The organism is Ruegeria sp. YKSD163 (assembly GCF_059612905.1).
In genome coordinates, this window is sequence record NZ_JBXWRM010000024.1 from 19,785 (window position 1) to 37,049 (window position 17,265).

At 59.0% G+C, this 17,265-nt stretch carries 23 protein-coding genes and 1 pseudogene; 19 read left to right on the top strand and 5 right to left on the bottom strand.

Annotated elements, in window-relative coordinates; translation table 11 throughout:
- The first annotated feature begins 2 nt into the window (after window positions 1-2).
- From AC2FNA_RS21280 to AC2FNA_RS21320, 9 genes are all read left to right on the top strand, one after another.
- Entirely contained in the window at window positions 3-626 is a 624-nt protein-coding gene (locus tag AC2FNA_RS21280; protein ID WP_496830014.1) for a BMC domain-containing protein, read from the top strand.
- Window positions 623-1,807 carry a malate dehydrogenase gene (locus AC2FNA_RS21285; RefSeq protein ID WP_496830016.1) on the top strand — a complete coding sequence of 395 codons (1,185 nt, stop codon included), beginning with the start codon at window positions 623-625 and terminating at the stop codon, window positions 1,805-1,807. Before AC2FNA_RS21280 ends, AC2FNA_RS21285 begins: the two co-directional genes overlap by 4 nt.
- Entirely contained in the window at window positions 1,804-2,220 is a 417-nt protein-coding gene (locus tag AC2FNA_RS21290; protein WP_234143766.1) for a Rid family hydrolase, read from the top strand. Before AC2FNA_RS21285 ends, AC2FNA_RS21290 begins: the two co-directional genes overlap by 4 nt.
- A 350-nt stretch (window positions 2,221-2,570) precedes the next feature.
- Window positions 2,571-2,714 (top strand): hypothetical protein, encoded by a 144-nt coding sequence (locus AC2FNA_RS21295; protein ID WP_496830018.1) that lies wholly within the window; start codon window positions 2,571-2,573, stop codon window positions 2,712-2,714.
- 131 nt (window positions 2,715-2,845) lie between these two features.
- On the top strand, window positions 2,846-4,138 hold the full coding sequence (locus AC2FNA_RS21300) for an ABC transporter substrate-binding protein (RefSeq protein WP_496830020.1): 1,293 nt from the start codon (window positions 2,846-2,848) through the stop codon (window positions 4,136-4,138).
- 74 nt (window positions 4,139-4,212) lie between these two features.
- On the top strand, window positions 4,213-5,064 hold the full coding sequence (locus AC2FNA_RS21305) for a branched-chain amino acid ABC transporter permease (RefSeq protein WP_234143769.1): 852 nt from the start codon (window positions 4,213-4,215) through the stop codon (window positions 5,062-5,064).
- Between the two features lies 1 nt (window position 5,065).
- Window positions 5,066-6,016 carry a branched-chain amino acid ABC transporter permease gene (locus AC2FNA_RS21310; RefSeq protein ID WP_496830023.1) on the top strand — a complete coding sequence of 317 codons (951 nt, stop codon included), beginning with the start codon at window positions 5,066-5,068 and terminating at the stop codon, window positions 6,014-6,016.
- Window positions 6,013-6,741 (top strand): ABC transporter ATP-binding protein, encoded by a 729-nt coding sequence (locus AC2FNA_RS21315; RefSeq protein ID WP_496830025.1) that lies wholly within the window; start codon window positions 6,013-6,015, stop codon window positions 6,739-6,741. Before AC2FNA_RS21310 ends, AC2FNA_RS21315 begins: the two co-directional genes overlap by 4 nt.
- Before the next feature lie 11 nt (window positions 6,742-6,752).
- On the top strand, window positions 6,753-7,457 hold the full coding sequence (locus tag AC2FNA_RS21320) for an ABC transporter ATP-binding protein (RefSeq protein ID WP_496830027.1): 705 nt from the start codon (window positions 6,753-6,755) through the stop codon (window positions 7,455-7,457).
- 12 nt (window positions 7,458-7,469) lie between these two features.
- Here the strand turns inward: AC2FNA_RS21320 and AC2FNA_RS21325 are convergent, their stop codons facing one another.
- The 3 genes from AC2FNA_RS21325 to AC2FNA_RS21335 form a co-directional block, all read right to left on the bottom strand.
- Window positions 7,470-7,784: an FAD-dependent oxidoreductase gene (locus AC2FNA_RS21325; protein WP_496830074.1), complete on the bottom strand. Its 315-nt coding sequence runs from the start codon at window positions 7,782-7,784 to the stop codon at window positions 7,470-7,472.
- A gap of 9 nt (window positions 7,785-7,793) precedes the next feature.
- Window positions 7,794-7,985 (bottom strand): hypothetical protein, encoded by a 192-nt coding sequence (locus tag AC2FNA_RS21330; RefSeq protein WP_496830029.1) that lies wholly within the window; start codon window positions 7,983-7,985, stop codon window positions 7,794-7,796.
- A gap of 113 nt (window positions 7,986-8,098) precedes the next feature.
- A complete protein-coding gene (locus tag AC2FNA_RS21335; RefSeq protein WP_496830076.1) occupies window positions 8,099-8,335 on the bottom strand; it encodes a cupin domain-containing protein in 237 nt (78 codons plus the stop codon).
- Between AC2FNA_RS21335 and AC2FNA_RS21340 the strand changes: the two genes are divergently transcribed.
- On the top strand, window positions 8,219-8,515 hold the full coding sequence (locus AC2FNA_RS21340) for a hypothetical protein (RefSeq protein ID WP_496830078.1): 297 nt from the start codon (window positions 8,219-8,221) through the stop codon (window positions 8,513-8,515). The genes AC2FNA_RS21335 and AC2FNA_RS21340 overlap by 117 nt on opposite strands.
- A 9-nt stretch (window positions 8,516-8,524) precedes the next feature.
- Here the strand turns inward: AC2FNA_RS21340 and AC2FNA_RS21345 are convergent.
- Window positions 8,525-8,581: pseudogene (locus tag AC2FNA_RS21345) on the bottom strand (cupin domain-containing protein); the annotation flags it as partial.
- Window positions 8,582-8,812: 231 nt separating this feature from the next.
- Between AC2FNA_RS21345 and aptA the strand changes: the two are divergent.
- From aptA to AC2FNA_RS21375, 6 genes are all read left to right on the top strand, one after another.
- A complete protein-coding gene (gene aptA / locus AC2FNA_RS21350) occupies window positions 8,813-10,129 on the top strand; it encodes an omega-aminotransferase AptA (RefSeq protein ID WP_496830031.1) in 1,317 nt (438 codons plus the stop codon).
- 33 nt (window positions 10,130-10,162) lie between these two features.
- A complete protein-coding gene (locus AC2FNA_RS21355) occupies window positions 10,163-10,594 on the top strand; it encodes a hypothetical protein (protein ID WP_496830033.1) in 432 nt (143 codons plus the stop codon).
- 57 nt (window positions 10,595-10,651) lie between these two features.
- The gene (gene dctP / locus AC2FNA_RS21360) at window positions 10,652-11,659 is read left to right on the top strand and encodes a TRAP transporter substrate-binding protein DctP (RefSeq protein ID WP_234143775.1); all 1,008 of its coding nucleotides are present in this window, start codon (window positions 10,652-10,654) and stop codon (window positions 11,657-11,659) included.
- 67 nt (window positions 11,660-11,726) lie between these two features.
- Entirely contained in the window at window positions 11,727-12,341 is a 615-nt protein-coding gene (locus tag AC2FNA_RS21365) for a TRAP transporter small permease subunit (protein ID WP_234143776.1), read from the top strand.
- Window positions 12,338-13,630 (top strand): TRAP transporter large permease, encoded by a 1,293-nt coding sequence (locus AC2FNA_RS21370; protein WP_496830035.1) that lies wholly within the window; start codon window positions 12,338-12,340, stop codon window positions 13,628-13,630. The genes AC2FNA_RS21365 and AC2FNA_RS21370 overlap by 4 nt, the downstream gene beginning before the upstream one ends.
- A gap of 86 nt (window positions 13,631-13,716) precedes the next feature.
- Complete coding sequence (locus AC2FNA_RS21375) at window positions 13,717-14,199, top strand: universal stress protein (protein ID WP_496830037.1); 483 nt, start codon at window positions 13,717-13,719, stop codon at window positions 14,197-14,199.
- A 396-nt stretch (window positions 14,200-14,595) separates the two neighbouring features.
- Here the strand turns inward: AC2FNA_RS21375 and AC2FNA_RS21380 are convergent, their stop codons facing one another.
- Window positions 14,596-15,483: a LysR family transcriptional regulator gene (locus AC2FNA_RS21380; protein ID WP_496830039.1), complete on the bottom strand. Its 888-nt coding sequence runs from the start codon at window positions 15,481-15,483 to the stop codon at window positions 14,596-14,598.
- Window positions 15,484-15,594: 111 nt separating this feature from the next.
- On the opposite strand from AC2FNA_RS21380, the gene AC2FNA_RS21385 reads away from it, so the two are divergent.
- Genes AC2FNA_RS21385 through AC2FNA_RS21395 form a run of 3 tightly spaced genes read left to right on the top strand, consistent with a single transcriptional unit; the run spans window position 15,595 to window position 17,090 of the window.
- Window positions 15,595-16,287, top strand: coding sequence for a pirin family protein (locus tag AC2FNA_RS21385; protein WP_496830041.1), 693 nt, complete (start codon window positions 15,595-15,597; stop codon window positions 16,285-16,287).
- A gap of 16 nt (window positions 16,288-16,303) precedes the next feature.
- Window positions 16,304-16,858, top strand: coding sequence for an NADPH-dependent FMN reductase (locus tag AC2FNA_RS21390; protein WP_496830043.1), 555 nt, complete (start codon window positions 16,304-16,306; stop codon window positions 16,856-16,858).
- Window positions 16,845-17,090, top strand: coding sequence for a DUF2798 domain-containing protein (locus AC2FNA_RS21395; RefSeq protein WP_496830045.1), 246 nt, complete (start codon window positions 16,845-16,847; stop codon window positions 17,088-17,090). The genes AC2FNA_RS21390 and AC2FNA_RS21395 overlap by 14 nt, the downstream gene beginning before the upstream one ends.
- The last annotated feature ends 175 nt before the right edge of the window (window positions 17,091-17,265 follow it).

A 17,265-nucleotide genomic window follows, 5' to 3' on the forward strand; every position in this document is an offset into this window, starting at 1 on the left:
AAATGGCTATCACCATTCGCGCGCTTGTGCAGATCGACAACCTTCAACCGAAATTCGCGGCTTTCAACGGTGCCACCGTCCAGGGGTCGGTTCCGCTGGCCGGCGATACGGTGCTGATCGGTGAATTCGCGCCGGGCAACGGAGTGTTTACCCTGATCGACCGGGCGCTCAAAGCGTCGTCGGTGGAAACCACAACGCAACTGGTCGAGCGTGAGTTCGGGTTCTTCATCCTGCGGTCCAGTTCCAACGCCGAAGTGACGGCGGCCCGCGATGCGATCCTGGCCGAGCTTGGTCAAAGCATGTCGGACCGGATCAAACCAACCGTCGCCTCGACCCAGCTGATCACCAGTGTCGAACCCTATCAGGCGCAGCTTCTGAACAAGTGGCGCAAGGGCTCGCTGATCGTGCCGGGTCAGACCCTGGGCATCGTGGAATGTGAACCGGCCGCCTATATCACGCAGGCTGCCAACGAGGCCGAAAAAGCCGCCAATATCGACATCGTCGAGGTGCGCGCGGTGGGCAAATTCGGGCGTCTCTTCGTCTCGGGCGGAGAGGATGATGTAAAGAACGCGCTGGAGGCAGCTTCGGCTGCGATCGAGGCCATTGACGGGACCGCCCGGAAATGAGCAGGCGGCGCGTCATAGGGGCCGAAACGGTCGCCGAGGCGCGCAAGCGCCAACGTAATATGATCGAGGTCCTGCCGGGGGACATCGTGACCTCCGAGGCCAGGGATCAGGCTGATCGCCTTGGCATTGCACTGGTGGTCGGGCCGTTGGAAAAACCGCTTGCGGTGCGCACCGACGGCAACACCGCCGCGCGCCGGGCGCTGTGGCGGCGCTCGCCAAAATGGGTGGCTCCGTCGAACCGGATCAGTCACCGGCCGCGCCGGTTCCGCAAGATCGCCTTTATTGGTGCAGGTGGCGTTGGGGCCAACGCGGCGCATCTGTGCGCCAATGCGGACATGGCCGAGGAACTGACCCTGATCGACATTTCACCGGGCGTCGCCGAGGCGGCGGCACTGGACATGAACCACGCCAGCGGCGTAACCCGCTCGCGGGCACGGGCCAATGGCGGCACCTCGCTGTCCCTGGTCGAAGGCGCCGATGTGGTACTGGTCACGGCGGGGCGACCGCGCCAGCCGGGCATGACCCGCGCCGACCTGATCGACGTGAACCGCCGGGTGATCCATGCCGCGGGTGCGGCAATCGCTGCCCATGCGCCGAACGCTATCGTTATCGTCGTCACCAATCCGCTGGACGAAATGACCTTCGAGATGCTGCGCGCGACCGGGTTTACCCGCAACCAGGTGCTGGGCATGGCGGGAACGCTGGACAGTTCGCGTTTTCGCAATGCGCTGGCCATGGCTGCGGGCGTGACCACTGCGGATGTCGAGGCGGTGACGCTGGGCAGTCATGGCGAGGAGATGGCCCCGATCGTGTCGGCCTCGCGCATAAAGGGGCGGCCTTTGGACGTGTTCCTAAGCGAGGAAAAGATCGCCGCCTGCGTCAAGGATGCGATAACAGGCGGCGGCCAGGTCGTGGCCCTCAAGAAAACCGGATCAGCGGTGATCGCACCAGCGCACAGCTCGGTCGAGGTGATGGACCACATTCGCGGCGCGCGCGCAGGAACGGTGCCGGTCTCGGTCATGTTGGAAGGTGAATACGGGATCGACGGCGTGGTGCTGGGGGTGCCTTGTCATCTGGGTCGGTCCGGGCTGGTGAGCGTGGATGAAATGAAACTCCTGCCGGACGAACTGTCCGCGCTCAAGGCTGCGGCCGAGGCGATCCGCAATAGGCTGGCGGAATGATGGCCAAGGCAACCTATTTCTCGGGCGGTAGGTTCGAACAGGTGGGCTCTTATGCTCGGGCAAAGCGTGTCGGTCCCTTTGTCTGGGTTGCGGGCACCACCGCCATCGAACCCAACGGCAAACTGCACGCGCCTGGGGATGCCTATGCGCAGTCGGTCTATATCTTTGGCCGCATTCGCGAGGCGCTGGAGGAGGTGGGCGCCGAGATGCGCCACGTTGTGCGTACAACAGGGTTCCTGACCGACATGGCCACGGGGGCAGCCGGGCTGGTTCGTGCCCATGGCGAGACTTTCAAAGGCATTAATCCGGTCATGGCGGCGGTCGAGGCCGGGCTGACCACGCCGGGCATGGTTGTGGAAATCATGGTCGACGCCGTGATCCATGACGAGAATGGTACGATTCCGTTGACCTGAGCCACCCCTGTTCGCCCCGCCCGGCGGAGCGGAACAAGACATCCGGGCATTTGGTTTGGCGGGCCCTGACCGGCCGCGAGTGTCAAGCCATCACCGCAAGGCCACCGATGAAAATAGCTATTCTTCTGAGCGACACCGATGTGTCTGAGTTTGCCAGCCGCTTCGCCGATGCTCTGGATGCAGCCCCGGCTGGAGGATATGCGTTTCTGGCGCGCGCATAGCGAGATCGTCACCCGTCTGCCCGAGGGCACGATAACGCTTGGCAATGATCTGCTGGCCGACATCAGCGCCTATTCCATCGGAGCGCATGTATTCACCATCCAGCATCACCCGAGATCACCCCAGACTACATGCAGGGCATGTTGGCGGTGCTTGCCGATACCGTCGAGCCCGGTCTGCTGGCCGAAGCGAGATCAAGTTGCGATGGCGGCGCCGAAGGTGTGCGGTTCGCCGAATCGATGGCGGGACTTTTCGAGTTGCCGTGTCAGGGTTGACCCCTTCGCACTCTCGATGGGCCCGTGTGCCGTCAGGCTGCGTCACGATTTTCTCCACGGCGGATGCAAGGATTGACTGAATTGGGATACCGTGTACTGTATACGGAATACACATCTCTGGGAGGATCAACATGAATTGGAACACGCAACTGTGGCTGAGTTCGGTTTCGCTCGCCTGCTTGATGAGCGCCGGGATCGCCGCTGCGGACGTTAAGGTGGGGTTCATCGGATCGCTTGCATCCGACGCGGGTCGCAGCACGCTGCGCGGGGCACAGATCGCTATCGACGAGTTGAATGCCAGGGGAGGCGTTCTTGGCGGTCAGCAGATTACCCTGATCGAGGCCGATACCGGCGAGGACGTGACCGAGGGCATCAAGGCCTATGAGTACCTTGCCGAAACCGAAGAGGTCGATTTCATCATATCCGGGTCGATCGACGATGTGAGCCTTGGCTGGCTGCCGCGTATGGTCGAGTATCAGATCCCGACCCTGGACACCTGGACCAGCTATATCGGCATCATCGACAAGCTGGTCGAGGACTATGACGACTACAAACCCTATTTCATGAATGTCGCCTCTGACGAGGCGTTGGCGACACTCTATATCGATTTCGGCAAAGACGTGCTGGCCGGTCAGATGGGCTGGAAATCGGTGGTGATCCTTCAGGAAGACACCGCGTTCGGCGGCGCCATCAACGGGCTGGTCAGTCAGCTGCTGGCACCCGAAGCGGGCATCGAGGTGGTGGACACCATCGTCTATGACGTGGCGACGGTCGACTTCTCGCCGATCTTCAACCGGGCCGTGGATAGCGGGGCGGATTTCATCTATATCATCTCGTCGGTCAACTCGCAGGTGGTCAGCTCGCAATACGTGAAGTTGCAGGTGCCCAAGGCAATGACCGGGGTCAACGTGGCGGCACTTGGCCAGGAATACTGGGAAGACACCGGCGGCGCCGGGGGTGGCATCTCGACCTTGTCGCCGGTGCCCTCGGTCGGCTTCGCGTTGGACCCCGTAAGCAAGGCATTTGCTGACAAATACGTGGAGCGGTTTGGCGACAGTCGTCCGAAATTCCCCCATTTCAACGGGTTCAACGCCTATCACGGCATTTACCAGGCATTTGCAGCTGCCGAAGAGGCGGGCGGGTTCAACAACACGACCTGGGTCGATGCGATGGAGAAACAGGACATCGTGCTGGAACGGGATGGCCAGATGTGGCTGCGCTACGGCTTTTGGCAACCGGGCGAGGTGGAGCCGCGCACCGGGCGCACCTATCCGCACAACATCCGCTTTGACATTACGCCGCCCTATGACGATGGCGCGCCGTCGATGGTGGTGATCCAGTGGTACGAGGACGGCACGAACGCCGTTGTCTATCCACCGAAATACGCCACCGGCGAATTCAAGGTCCCAAGCTGGGTCAAGTGACCCCTCGCTGGTCCGGGGGCGTTTTCGTCACGCCCCCGGATCGATGACGATGACTTTTCCCAAAGGATGACCTCATGAGCCAGATCCTGATCCAGGGCCTGCTGCTGAGCGGCCTCTATGCGCTGATCTCCATCGGTTTCACCATGATCTTCAGCGTCGGGCGCGTTCTGAACCTCGCCTATGGCGCCTATCTGATGCTGGGCGGGTACAGTTATTTCTGGGTAGTGCAAAGCTTGGGCTTTCCAAAGATCGCCGGGATTCTGGTGGCTGTCGCGGTCGGCATTCTTGCCGGACTTCTGAAACACCGTCTGATCGTGAAGCCCTTGAAATCCGACCCGGTTGCCGTGGAGATTTCGACGCTGATCCTTGCGGTGGTGATCCAGGCGGGCATCGTTCTGGTGTTCAACGACAGTCCGAAAATCATGCACCCTATCGTGAACGGGGTCTGGCGGGTTGGCGGCGCGACGGTTACCTACAACATCTTGGCCGCCACCATCGCCAGCTGGGTCATCCTGATCGGGCTTTATCACTTTGTACGAAGGACTCATGTCGGGCGTGCCATTTCGGCGGTCAGCATGGACGTGAAGGGCGCAGCGCTCTCCGGCATAAATCCGGACCGGATCAACATGATCACATGGGGGCTGTCGGGCGCTTTGGGCGCTGTGGCGGGCGTTTTCTTCGCCTCTTACACGCAGCTTTCGCCGTCGATGTGGGTGGCGCCCCTGATCATTGCCGTGGCCGTGGTGATCGTCGGCGGCATCGGGTCGATCATAGGCACGCTGATCGTCGCCCATATAATCGGCTTCATGGAGATCATCTCGACGACGCTGATCGCGGCCGAGCTACGCGGCGTGTTCACCATGTTGTTGATCATCACGGTGCTGGTTCTGATGCCCAAAGGGCTGTTCGGACGGGGAGAGCTCTGACATGACACCCGCAATCAAATGGCAACATATGCTTTACTGGGCGCTGTTCCTCGGTGGCATGGCCTTGCTGCCGCAACTGGTCGGCAAGGGGACGCTGCGCACCATCATCTTTGCCAATTACCTGGCGATTTTCGCCATGAGTTGGGATGTGCTGTCAGGGCGCACCGGCTATATCAGTTTCGGCCACCCCTTTCTGATCGGTATCGGGGCCTATACCAGCGCGATCCTGAGCTATCGTTTCGACGTGCCTTTGGGATACTCGATCCCGATTGCCGTTGTGGTGACGATGGGAGCGGGAATCCTTTTCTTCCTGCCGGCCTTACGCATCAAGGGCACCTATTTCGCGCTGGTCACACTGGCCTTCATGGAATTGATGTATCAGTTGGTGCAGGTGATCCGCCCCGATCTGACCGGCGGCACGCGCGGCATTTCGGGGGTCGAGACCCTGATCAGGGGCGCTGAGAACAACTATTATATTTCGCTCGGGTTGATGGGGGTGATCGCCATGTCCCTGTGGGCGATGATGAAAACCCGACTCGGCACGGCTTTGTCAGCCATCGGCATGAACGAGGAAGCGGTTGAAGGTTCAGGCCTGAACACCACCAAGCTGAAGCTGTTCGCCTTTACCGTCGGCGCCGGAGTCGCCGGAATTGGCGGCGCCTTCTACGTGCATTATCTGGGCTCCATCGCACCGCGAGCGCTCTTCGACATCAACTTTCTATTCACCATCATCGTGGCCGCCCTTCTGGGTGGGGCCTCGACGATCATCGGCCCCCTGGGCGGAGCATTTTTCCTGACCTTCCTGCTGGAATACCTCCGGCCCGTCCTGCCAGGGGCCGAGCGATACTTCATCTATGGGGGCATTGCGCTGGTGCTCTATATGTATCAGCCCAAAGGCCTCTACGAAGTGATCCGGCAGGGCCGCGCCGGATTGACCGGGGGCCGCACATGAGCACGATCCTTGAACTCGAACATGTGGTGAAGCGTTTTGGCGGGCTGGTGGCCACAAATGACATGTCATTCGCGGTGGACAAGGGCGAAAGCGTGGGGCTGATCGGTCCAAACGGAGCAGGCAAGACCACGATCTTTTCCCTGATCATGGGCGAGCACAAGGTCAATTCCGGTTCGATCCGCTTGCATGGCGAGGAGTTGACGCGCCTGCCGACCCACAAGCGTATCCGCCGGGGCGTCGCGCGGACCTACCAGGTGCCACGCCCCTTTGCGGACATGGACGTGCTGGCCAATATCGAGGTCGGACTGATGCCGGATTCGATCCTGGGCATGCTGCTGTCGCCCTTTGACCACAAGGAGGGAGTCGCCCTGGCCCGGTCGGTCGGGCTGAGCGAAGCGGACCTGCACCGCGACCCGGCAGAGCTGAGCATGGGAGACCTGCGCAAGCTCGAACTGGCGCGAACCCTGGCGACCCGGCCCGAGGTCATGCTGTTGGACGAGGTGTTCGCCGGACTGACAGCGGGCGAGATCTCGCAAATCTCTGGCCTGCTCAACGAGAAGCGGCAAGAGGGGCTGACCTATGTCATCGTCAGCCACGATCTACGTTCGCTCGAACCTCTGATTGACCGCGCCATCGCGATGACGCAGGGCACATTCGTCTGCCAGGGCAGTTATCAGGAGGTCATGAGCAACGAGGCCGTGCGCATGGCCTATCTGGGGCATTGAGGGGGCACGCAATGGCATTGCTGGAAATCGAAAATCTCTCGGCTTTCTACGGACGGGCGCAATCGCTGCATGACGTCTCGTTCTCGGTCGACAAGGGGGATATCGTCGCGGTGATCGGAACCAATGGTGCGGGCAAGTCCACGCTGATGGATTCGATCATGGGCATGGTCTCGAATACCGGTGCGATCCGGCTGGACGGGCAGAACCTGGTTGGGCGCCGCTCGTCCGAAATCGTCGAGATGGGCGTGGGCTACGCGCCTGAACGGGCGCATCTGTTCCCCTTCATGACGGTCGAGGACAACTTGCTGGTAGGTGGCTACACCGCCCGCGACGACATCGCCCGCAACCTGGCCCATGTGCACGAACTGTTCCCCGTTCTCAAGGCCCGCGCCAATCAGGAAACCGCGACCCAATCCGGCGGCGAACGCCAGATGGTGTCCGTGGGCCGGGCCTTGATGACCTCTCCGCGGCTTCTGCTGGTAGACGAACCCACGATTGGCCTGTCTCCCAAGGTCTGCTCGGAGATTGCCCAGACACTGCGTCGTCTGAATGAAGAGGACGGGCTGACCATTCTGATCACCGAACAGAACATCAACTTCGCGATGTCGCTCGCGCGCAGGGTCCATGTCCTCGAAACCGGCCATCTGCGCATCAGTGGCACGCCCGAGGAGTTGATGGAGGACGATGATCTGAACAGGGCGTATTTCGGGACATGAGGACAAAAAACATTAGCCCGATCCTCTGGCGTTAAATCCGTGAACGGTGGCGCGATACGCCAACATTGGGTCGCCGGTGACATCGCCAATCGCAAAGATCGCCGGGTTCGAGGTGACGCACGAGCCATCGACCGGGATGACGCCCCGGTCGATGACCTCGATATTGGCCTTTGTCACCGAGATCTTGTCGCCACTGGCGCTGCGCCCAACCGCTTGAATGACGGCGTCAGCCCTGATCGCGCCTTCGAACGCATGTTGGCATGTCAGTGTCAGCGCCGACTTGGTCGCCTTGACAGAGGCAACCTTGGTACCGGTATGCAGGGTGATACCATCCGCTTATAGCGCCGTATGCAGGATACGAACGGCCTCGGCATCGGGGGCGATCTGGTCCATGAACTCGACCACCAACACCGCTGATCCCAGCGCGGCATAGACCGTCGCAATTTCCAGCCCAGCGGTCGAATCCCGGATGCGATTGTCGTTTGGCCTGCCGGGCAGGTGGACCGGCGACGATCTTGTCGCAATCACAGCCTGAGCGAAGGTTCAGCGGGTGCTGTCAATGTCGAGATTATCTGGACGAGTAGCCCGATATCGACCGGGTAGAGTTGCCAGCGTGAAAACCGAACGCACAGGTGTTTATCCTAAAACGAGGATGGCGTGCATGCGCTGATCACCTTGCAGGCGGTGTCACCTGCATTACGGAACCGATGGGGAAGGATGCTGGAAAAATAGTAAGCGTCCCCGGGTCCCAGAACACGGGATTGGCCATCGACAGTAACCTCAAGCCTGCCCTCGATGACCACCGCGCATTCCTCGCCCTCGTGCGAAAGCGCGGTCCGGCCGGACTCTGCACCGACTGCATATTCTTCTATCAGCATCTGAAGCTTGCGATTCCGCCGCTCACCCGCGACGAGAAGGTAGGAAATACCGTGAGAGCCAAGGTCGCGCATACCGCTATGGGGAAAAAAGAAGCCTTCGTCGTCCTTCAACTCGAAGCTGAAGAAAAAACCCAGATTCACATCAACACCGGCAAGGATTTTCTTGAGAAGCGCTACTGACGGTTGGGTCGAGGCACTTTCGATCTGTGAGATCGTACCGCTGCCGACGCCTGCTCTCTTGGCCATTTCACGCTGACTCAAACCCTTCGACGTTCGAATCAATCGCAATCGCCGTGCAACTTCCAAATCTGATGTGACGGATTCTCCCAAGGCGCTTTCCTGCTTTCGATCAAAAGCAGAATAGTTTGGCACTCCCAAGTTTTCAACGCCTTAGAGATCTCTACAAAACCGGCTGCACAGCATTCGGCGCATCTGCAAACATGTCAACAATATTAAAATCACCAAGAGGGATTTCCGGTGCTCGATAAGCGCAACACTTTGACATCGTTCTGGATGCCATTCACGGCAAATCGCGATTTCCTGCGCGACCCACGGATGATCCAGTCTGCCGAAGGCATGTTTTATACCAGCGCCGACGGTCGGAAGGTCATGGATGGTACGGCCGGTCTCTGGTGCGTCAACGCTGGGCATCGCGATCCGTTGATTGTAGAGGCCTTGCAGCGCCAGGTCCAAGAGCTGGACTATGCGCCGAGTTTTCAATTCTCGCATCCGCAGGCATTCGAACTCTCCTCAAGGCTGACCGCCTTGATGCCCGAAGGCATGAACCACGCATTCTTCACCAATTCCGGGTCTGAATCGGTCGATACTGCACTGAAGATCGCACTGCACTACCACCGGATGCGGGGCGATGCGTCGCGGACTCGGCTGATCGGACGGGAGCGCGGTTATCACGGGACCGGCTTTGGTGGCATTTCCGTCGGCGGGATTGTCAAGAACCGGATGTATTTCGGGTCATTGCTGACGGGCGTCGATCATTTGCCGCATACGCATGACCTTGAGCGTAACGCTTTCTCGCGTGGCTGCCCGGCTCATGGAGCAGAGCTTGCCGATGATCTGGAGCGTATTGTCGCCCTGCATGATGCCTCGACCATCGCGGCAGTGATCGTCGAACCGATGGCGGGCTCGACGGGCGTTCTGTTGCCGCCGAAAGGCTATCTGAAACGTCTGCGCGAAATCTGTGACCGATACGGTATCCTCCTGATTTTCGACGAGGTGATCACCGCCTTTGGCCGTTTGGGCGCGGCCACGGCTGCGGAGTATTTCGAGGTTACCCCGGATATCATCACCACTGCGAAGGGGCTGACAAACGGCATCATCCCGATGGGTGCCGTGATCGTGCGCGACGAAATCTACAATTCCGCCATGGAAAACGCGGATGCGCCTATCGAACTGTTCCACGGCTATACTTATTCGGCCAACCCGATGGCCTGCGCGGCGGCCCTGGCAACGCTTGAGAGCTACGAACAAAACGATCTCTTCAGGCGTGCTGCGTTGTTGTCGCGGGTTTGGGAGGAACAGCTGCATGCGCTGAAAGGTTTGCCGAATGTCATGGATATTCGGAACCTGGGGCTGGTCGGTGCCATTGAACTTGCGCAGCGTGATGGCGCACCGGGAGCGCGGGCCTACGAGGCAATGAAACGGGCCTGGGACGCTGGGATCATGATCCGCGTCACCGGAGACATCATCGCGTTGTCTCCGCCGCTGATCATCTCCGAGCCCGAAATCGTAACTCTGTGCCAAACACTGGGCGAGGTTCTGGCGGACCTGCCATGACCCCTGACTGATTTTCCCAGAAGGACCCAGATCATGAAAGATGCCCCCCCGATCGATTTGATCGGACACGACAGGCGTGGCCAAATCTCTGCTTCGCCACAACAAGAAGAAACCCAACCGGTCTTCAAGCCCGTGACAGGTGCGCGGTCCGAACGGGTCCCGCTGGTAGGCGTGCAGACATTGGGCCAAGCGGTTGCCGTTGCCAAGTCCAAGGCGACAAATCGTGCCGACCCTTCTCATGTGGTGAATGGTGTCGTGCGATATTGCATCACCAAAGCGCCGGATAGTGTCGCTCTCACCTCGGTCTGTGTCGCTGACAACGTGACCCTGCCGCGTGCCCTGTCTTTGGCTGACAGCGGCGCCAAGGCGGCGTTGCCCCGGAATGATCGCCTGGTGAACGGGGCCAACACGGCGCTCCGCACCATTACTCACAAATTCGAAGATCCCAGAAATTTGCTGTCTTGAGCAAATCATTGCCCGTCACGGGACGGGCGAAACTCGCCAACAGGAGGACAAACCCAAATGAGTTTGAACAAGATCAAGAACGTCATGATTGCGGGCGCCATCGGCGCAGTGATGTCGACCGCGGCAGCCGCAGATGACATGAAGCTGCGCTTTGCCGGCGTGTTCCCGATCGACCATCAGGGCACGAAGATGATGGAGCAGGTCGCGGCCGACGTCGCGGCAGCGAATGTCGGACTGACGATTGAAGTCTTTCCGGCAAACCAGCTCGGCTCGGGCGAGGCACTGTTCGAGGACGTGGCGCGCGGCAATATCGATCTGGCCGCTGCCTTTATCTATGCGGATACCGATCCCCGGCTCGAGTTCCTTTCCATGCCGTTCCTTGTGAGCGGCTGGGACGACATGAACAACATCATGCGCAACATGGATTCCGAGTATAACAAGATCCTGCAAGAAATTACCGGGGAGTATGGGGTCAAGATCATGGCCCAGAACCCGGAAGGTTTCGTCGGCATCGTTGCCACGCAGGAACCGACCAACTGGAACACTTTCGAAGACAAGGGCATGAACATTCGTGTCTGGTCTTCGAGCGTCGTGAAATCGATGGTCGAAGAGCTCGGCTTCCAGGCAACCACGATGGCCTGGGGTGACATCTTTCCGGCAATCCAGTCCGGCATCGTCGATGGCGCGATCTGCTGCACCAAGACCGCGACCTACTCCATCTTCGCAAAGTCGGACGTCGGTACGCATTTCGTCGAATACAACTCGATCTCTGAACTGACGACCTTCTATGCGTCGCAGAGGACGCTGGACAAGCTGAACGACGAACAGCGCAATGCCCTGCAGGCGGCGATGAGCAAGGCCTCGGACGACTTCTTTGCATACAATCGCGAGAACGACGAGGTCTTTGGGCAGAAGCTGCTCGACAAGGGCTACACCATCCTGAGCCTGAGCGCCGAAGAGCAAGCCGCAATGGCTGCGCATGTCCAGGAAAAGGTCTGGCCGTCAATGGCGAAGAACGTCGGGCAGGACATCATCGACCGTCTGCTGGCAGCCAAGAACAACTGACCAGCGGGGGCCGGCGCAACAGCCGGCCCCTTTTGCTTTGCAGCGTAAAAGGGAAGGGAGGGAGAAAATGTCCAGCACATTGGACGAACGGCCGCCGGTCATCCTCGACGAGGAAAGCAACCGCCCGCAAAGGATCACCGACGAACTGCCTGCTGTCATTGGCTATCCCATGAAGTTGGTAGCATTGGTCATGCGGCAGATCGTGATGTTCACAGGGTTTCTGATGGCATTCACATTCGGCGCCGTGGTCGTGATCAGATACGGATTCGGCGGCGACCTTTTTGCCTACGAGGAATGGCTTCTGGGGATCAGCATCGTCGGCTTTTTTGCCGGTGCTGTCCTCGCCTCGGCGCGAAATCTGCACATCAATGCAGACATACTCGGGATCGTGATCCAGAACCCCCGGCTGATCTGGTGGCGCGGGTTTGTCGTGCTGGTGGTCGAATTGCTGGTGATCCTGTTTCTTGTTTACGCGTGCTATGTCTCGCTGCTTGACGATTTCTCGTTCCCTCGTTTGCGGGCAACCCCGGTGTTGCGCATTCCGTTCGTGAGCTGGCGGATCGGGATCATGATCGCCTTCGGCTTCATGGCGATGTTCACCGCTGCCTACCTCTACGTTCATATCCGCAAGGGGCTTGGCCTTCCGCTGAAATCCGACCTGTCCAGGAGGGCCGCAAAATGATCATCACCGGTAGTCTTCTTATCGTCTGCGCGATGCTGCTTCTTGGTGTCAGTGTCTTTGTGGCCTTTGGGGCGGTTCTGATCTTTATCGCTCTTGTCGGGGATCAATCGATCACGGGATACCTGCCGACGGGTTCGACGGGGATCCGGTCACTGGTTCTTCTGGCAATCCCGCTCTTCATGATTGCCGGCGGTATCATGGAGAAAGGCAAGATCGCAGCGCCTCTTGTCGCACTTGCAGAAATGTTCATCGGGCATATCAAGGGCGGTCTCAGCGCGGCCGGCGTCTTGGCTTGCGGGGTCTTCGGGTCGATTTCCGGCAGTGCCAACGCCACGCTGACCTGTATCGGCGGCATCATGATGCCACACCTGAAAAAGGCCAATTATCCGGGGGGCCAATCGGCAGCGCTCATTGTTGCCGCAAGCCCACTTGGTCTTCTGATTCCGCCAAGCTCGTCCCACATCCTGTACGGATGGGTCGCTCAGCAGCACGTTCTGAAGTGCTTTTTGTCCACCGTGATACCGGCGATCATCCTGATCACGCTGCTGATCGTGGTCAATCAGTTCATGCTGCGCAAATACGAGGGTATCAACCTGACGGAACGGCCAAAGCCCTTCCTGCCAACCTTCGGTCGTCAGGCACGGCTTGCCGGGCCTGCCCTGATGATGCCTCTCATCATCCTCGGCGGGATCTATGGTGGTATCATGACACCCACCGAAGCGGCGGGTATCGCAGTGGTTTATTCGATCCCCATCGCGATCTATTTCTACCGCGGCCTGACCTGGAAAACTCTGGCTCAAACGATCCAGGGGTCGGGCGTCACCATCGGCGTGGTGATGGTCATGATCTTCATGGTTCTGATCGTATCGGACAATCTGATCGCGCAGGGCGCGCCGCAGCTGGCCAAAGACCTGGTCTATTCGGTTTCCGATAATCCGATCGTCATCCTGCTGATGATCAACGTCGTGATGATCCTGATCGGGATGCTGATGGATGATATCTCGGGCCTTCTTCTGGCAACGCCGATCCTGTTGCCCATCGCGCAAAGCACCGGGATGGATCCGATCCATTTTGCGGCTGTCATTGGCGTAAACCTCGGCATGGCGAACATTACCCCGCCGACGGCACCTTTGCTCTATCTGGGTGCTCAGGTCTGTGACGAGCCGGTTTCGCGGATGCTTTGGCCGACCTTGATCTTCATCACCTTTGCCTGGCTGCCAACGCTGATGCTGACGACGTTCGTTCCCGAGCTTGCCCTGTTTTTGCCTGACCTTCTGCTGGGGAAATAAGGCACGCAGACCAAGGCACGCCGGATCAAGACAACAATCGTGCATCCCGGATCGGGTTCCGGGATGCGCGGCAACCGGCCCGAAAAATGACGTTTGAGAACAAGTGGCAGGCCGGGAGAGCCGGCGAAACGACAGAAACTCGAAACGCGAGGAAAACTATGTACAGCAATATTTTGGTCGCTCTTTCGTTGGAACACGGCATCAGTGAACAGGCACTTGCGGCAGCCCGCGCCCTGTCTTCCGAGGGAGGGAAAATCACCGCAGTCCATATCCATGAACCACCAAACAAGCAGATCATGTACTACATGGACGAAGGTGTTTCCGAGAAATCCTACAACAAGGCACAGTCCAGTCTGGCTGAGCGGCTGCGAGGGGAAACCGGTGTCATTCCTCTTCTGCTCGAAGGCCAGTCGGCCGGGCGGGCGATCACCGAGTTTGCCAACAACAACGGCATAGACTGCATCGTTCTCGCCTCTCACAGGCCGGGAATGAAGGAGTTCTTTCTGGGTTCGACGGCGGCGCTGGTGGTTCGGCACGCCCATTGCACCGTGCACGTGCTGCGACTGTGACGTTTCTGTTGGGCCCACTCCCGCCAGAGCTTTGGCATTCCTGCCGCAGATGGTGATTGGAATCTTGCCAGGCTCTGAGCCTGAGGAGGATCACGCCGGGGTTGCTCCCGCCCCGGCGTGATCTGCTCCACGCGACGTGTAACCTAAACCTCAAGAATAACCGCATCGGGAAAGACCTCGTTCACACTCGTCTGCCAAGGTGGAGCGGCCATTTTCTCGGATGGTGCTGTGCGCTTCGATCTCTGGGAGCGGCCGCCCTTCGCCGTCGCGAACTCCACGGCGTTCAATGATGTGCAGCCCTTCTATCGTGCCGCAGCGACCAAGCGGCACAAGGGCAATCCCCAAGGCAGGTTTCTGGCGTCTTGTCCGACCGAAAGCTTGGTCGCAGGGGTCTTGTCAGGCGTCTTGGGTCTTCGGCATCCTCAAGCTGTCCCAAATGGCTTGCGCAACCGTGCCCTGCGTCACATCACGCCTGCGCATCGCATAATGCGAAACCCGTGTGGGCGGGTAGCCTTCGATGTTGAGCGGCACCAAAGAACCCTCGTCCAATTCTGCCTGTATCATGTGCTGGGGCAAACCGCCCCAGCCCATATTCGCTAAAAGGATCTCCTTTTTGGTGGCGAAGTCGGACACCGTCCAGCGCAAGCCACCCGGCAGGATGCCCCTGCTTTGCGTGGCTGAACGAGCGCTGTCGGATACCACAACCTGGATATGGGTTTGCATCTCGGTATCCGATTTCATCCGGTCGTCCTGGGCGGCAGGAAAATCGGGATGTGAAACGGGGATCATCATGACCGGTTTCAGAGGCAGCGCCTCGATGCGGTCCAGCGGCACGTCATCCAGGGTCGAGATTGCGATCTGCACATCTCCGGCCAGAAGCCTTTCCAGCGATCCCCCCATGTTGTCGCGTGACATCTTGATATGAGTGGCCTGGAACCGGGCCGTCATCTCGCTGACCAGGGACAGGATCGGAGGCAGCGGGTAAGTGGCCGTGACGGTCAGTGCCACTTCGGCCTCTTGCTCGCTGCGCAACGTCGCCGAGATCGACTTGAGTTCCTGTACACGTTGCAGAACGCGTGTGGCATGTCGGTAGATCACCTCGCCCCGTTCCGTCAATGATGGTCGATAGGCGTCGCGCGACAGCAACTCGAACCCGATCTCGTCTTCAAGCTTTTTCATCATATGGCTGATGGCGGATTGAGCCTTGTTCAAATGGCTTGCCGCCGCGCGAAATGTGCCATGTTCGACAATGGCGTTTAAAACAATCAGTTGTTCCAGGGTCATGGTCGCGCCTTCGTGGTGATCTAATAATTAGATCATAATAGTGAAGAAACGATATTATCAATTGCTGATTGCCGGTTCTAGGTTGCTCTCGGACACAGTCGAGTAACAGAGATGACCCAGACAAACATACGCATCATTCACCGCGATGACCTGCCGTTAGGTGGCTTTGCCGGTATTGTCGAGACCCGCATGGTGCAGAGCCCACGCGTCTTTCCGGGCGCTGAAAAGCGCCCCGGTATCAGCCATGGATTGGGAGATTTCATCTTTCTGGCGACGGGATATTACAAGCCCGGAGACGGCGCGCCGATGCATCCTCATCGGAATGTGGACATCATCAGCTTTATCCCCAACGGCAAGATTGGCCACGAAGGCACTATCGGCCACGGCACGACCATCACAGGGCCGGGTGTCCAGGTGCAACGCGCGGGAACGGGCCTGCAACACGCCGAATTCAATCTGACCGGTCAACATACGGAACTGGTGCAGATCTGGTTTCTGCCTCCGAAACGCGGGCTCAGGCCCGAGTACCGGGACATCGCGCTTGAACAGGGGCGGATCACAACCGTGCTGGGCGGGTCAGATGGTACATTCGAGAGCAAGATGACGTGCCAGATCGGTCTTCTGAACCCCGGGCAAACCGCTCGTACCGGGCATCGTTTCGTGGCGTTTCTCAGTAACGGTCACGCCACAGCGAATGGTGAGCCGGTCAAGGCTGGCGACATCATCGAGGGTGATGCGCTCGAACTGGAAACGCAGAGCGGATGCAACCTCGTATTGATCCAATTCACTGAAACCTTCCAATAACGATCGGAGAACACCCATGAAAATTGTAGCGTTTGGCGCAAGTAACACGAAGAACTCGATCAACAAGGCGTTGGCGCGGTTTACCGCAACACTGGTTCCGAATGCCGAGATCGAGATCCTGGACCTGAACAACTATGATCTGCCCATCTTCAGCGAAGATATCGAGAAGGAGATCGGCCAACCGCAAGCAGCCAGAGAATTCTACCACAAGATCGGTTCCGCCGACGGCGTGATCGTATCCTTTGCCGAACACAATGGATCCTATTCCGCGGCCTACAAGAACCTCTTCGACTGGGCGAGCCGGATCGATCAGAAAGTGTTCCAGAACAAACCGACCGTCTACCTTGCGACCTCTCCCGGACCGGGGGGCGCAGGAAGCGTGCTGGCCGCGGCCAAAGGTTCGGCACCGTTTTTCGGCGCGGACCTTAAGGCGGCGGTTTCCGTTGCGAGCTTTCATGACGCTTATGACGCGGAAACCGGGCGCATCACCGAGCCGAACGCGCTGGCCGATCTGTCCGCCGCGGCCAAGGCATTGTCCATGCAGGAGGTTGTCGAACATGTTGCGTCATGATCGTCTACAACGGCTCGCGAGCTCTTTGGTCATGTCCGCCTTCATGTCGATGGCGTTGTCGGGTGTCTTCAGCCTCTTGGAGTTCGGTGTCTCGTGGCTGTGGCTGCGGGTCTGGGGGCAAAGCATTCTGATTGCGCTGCCTATCGCGTTTTCACTGGATATGATGTTCGGAAACTCGCTGCGTTTTTTCTCGAAGAGAGTGGCAGACAAGGCCGCGCGCACATGGCTTTGATTTTCAGGTTCGGGAGAGTGATCGCGCCCTCCCGAACCTTGGATCTGAACGCATCGATCACGGTTGCGCATCACGTGTCGGCGTATGGAAGCCTTTCTTGATCCACGCTTGTGCGTCTTGCGGAAGCCACAGCTTGACCGGCTTGGCAATTTCTTTCCACGACCGAGCCGAATGA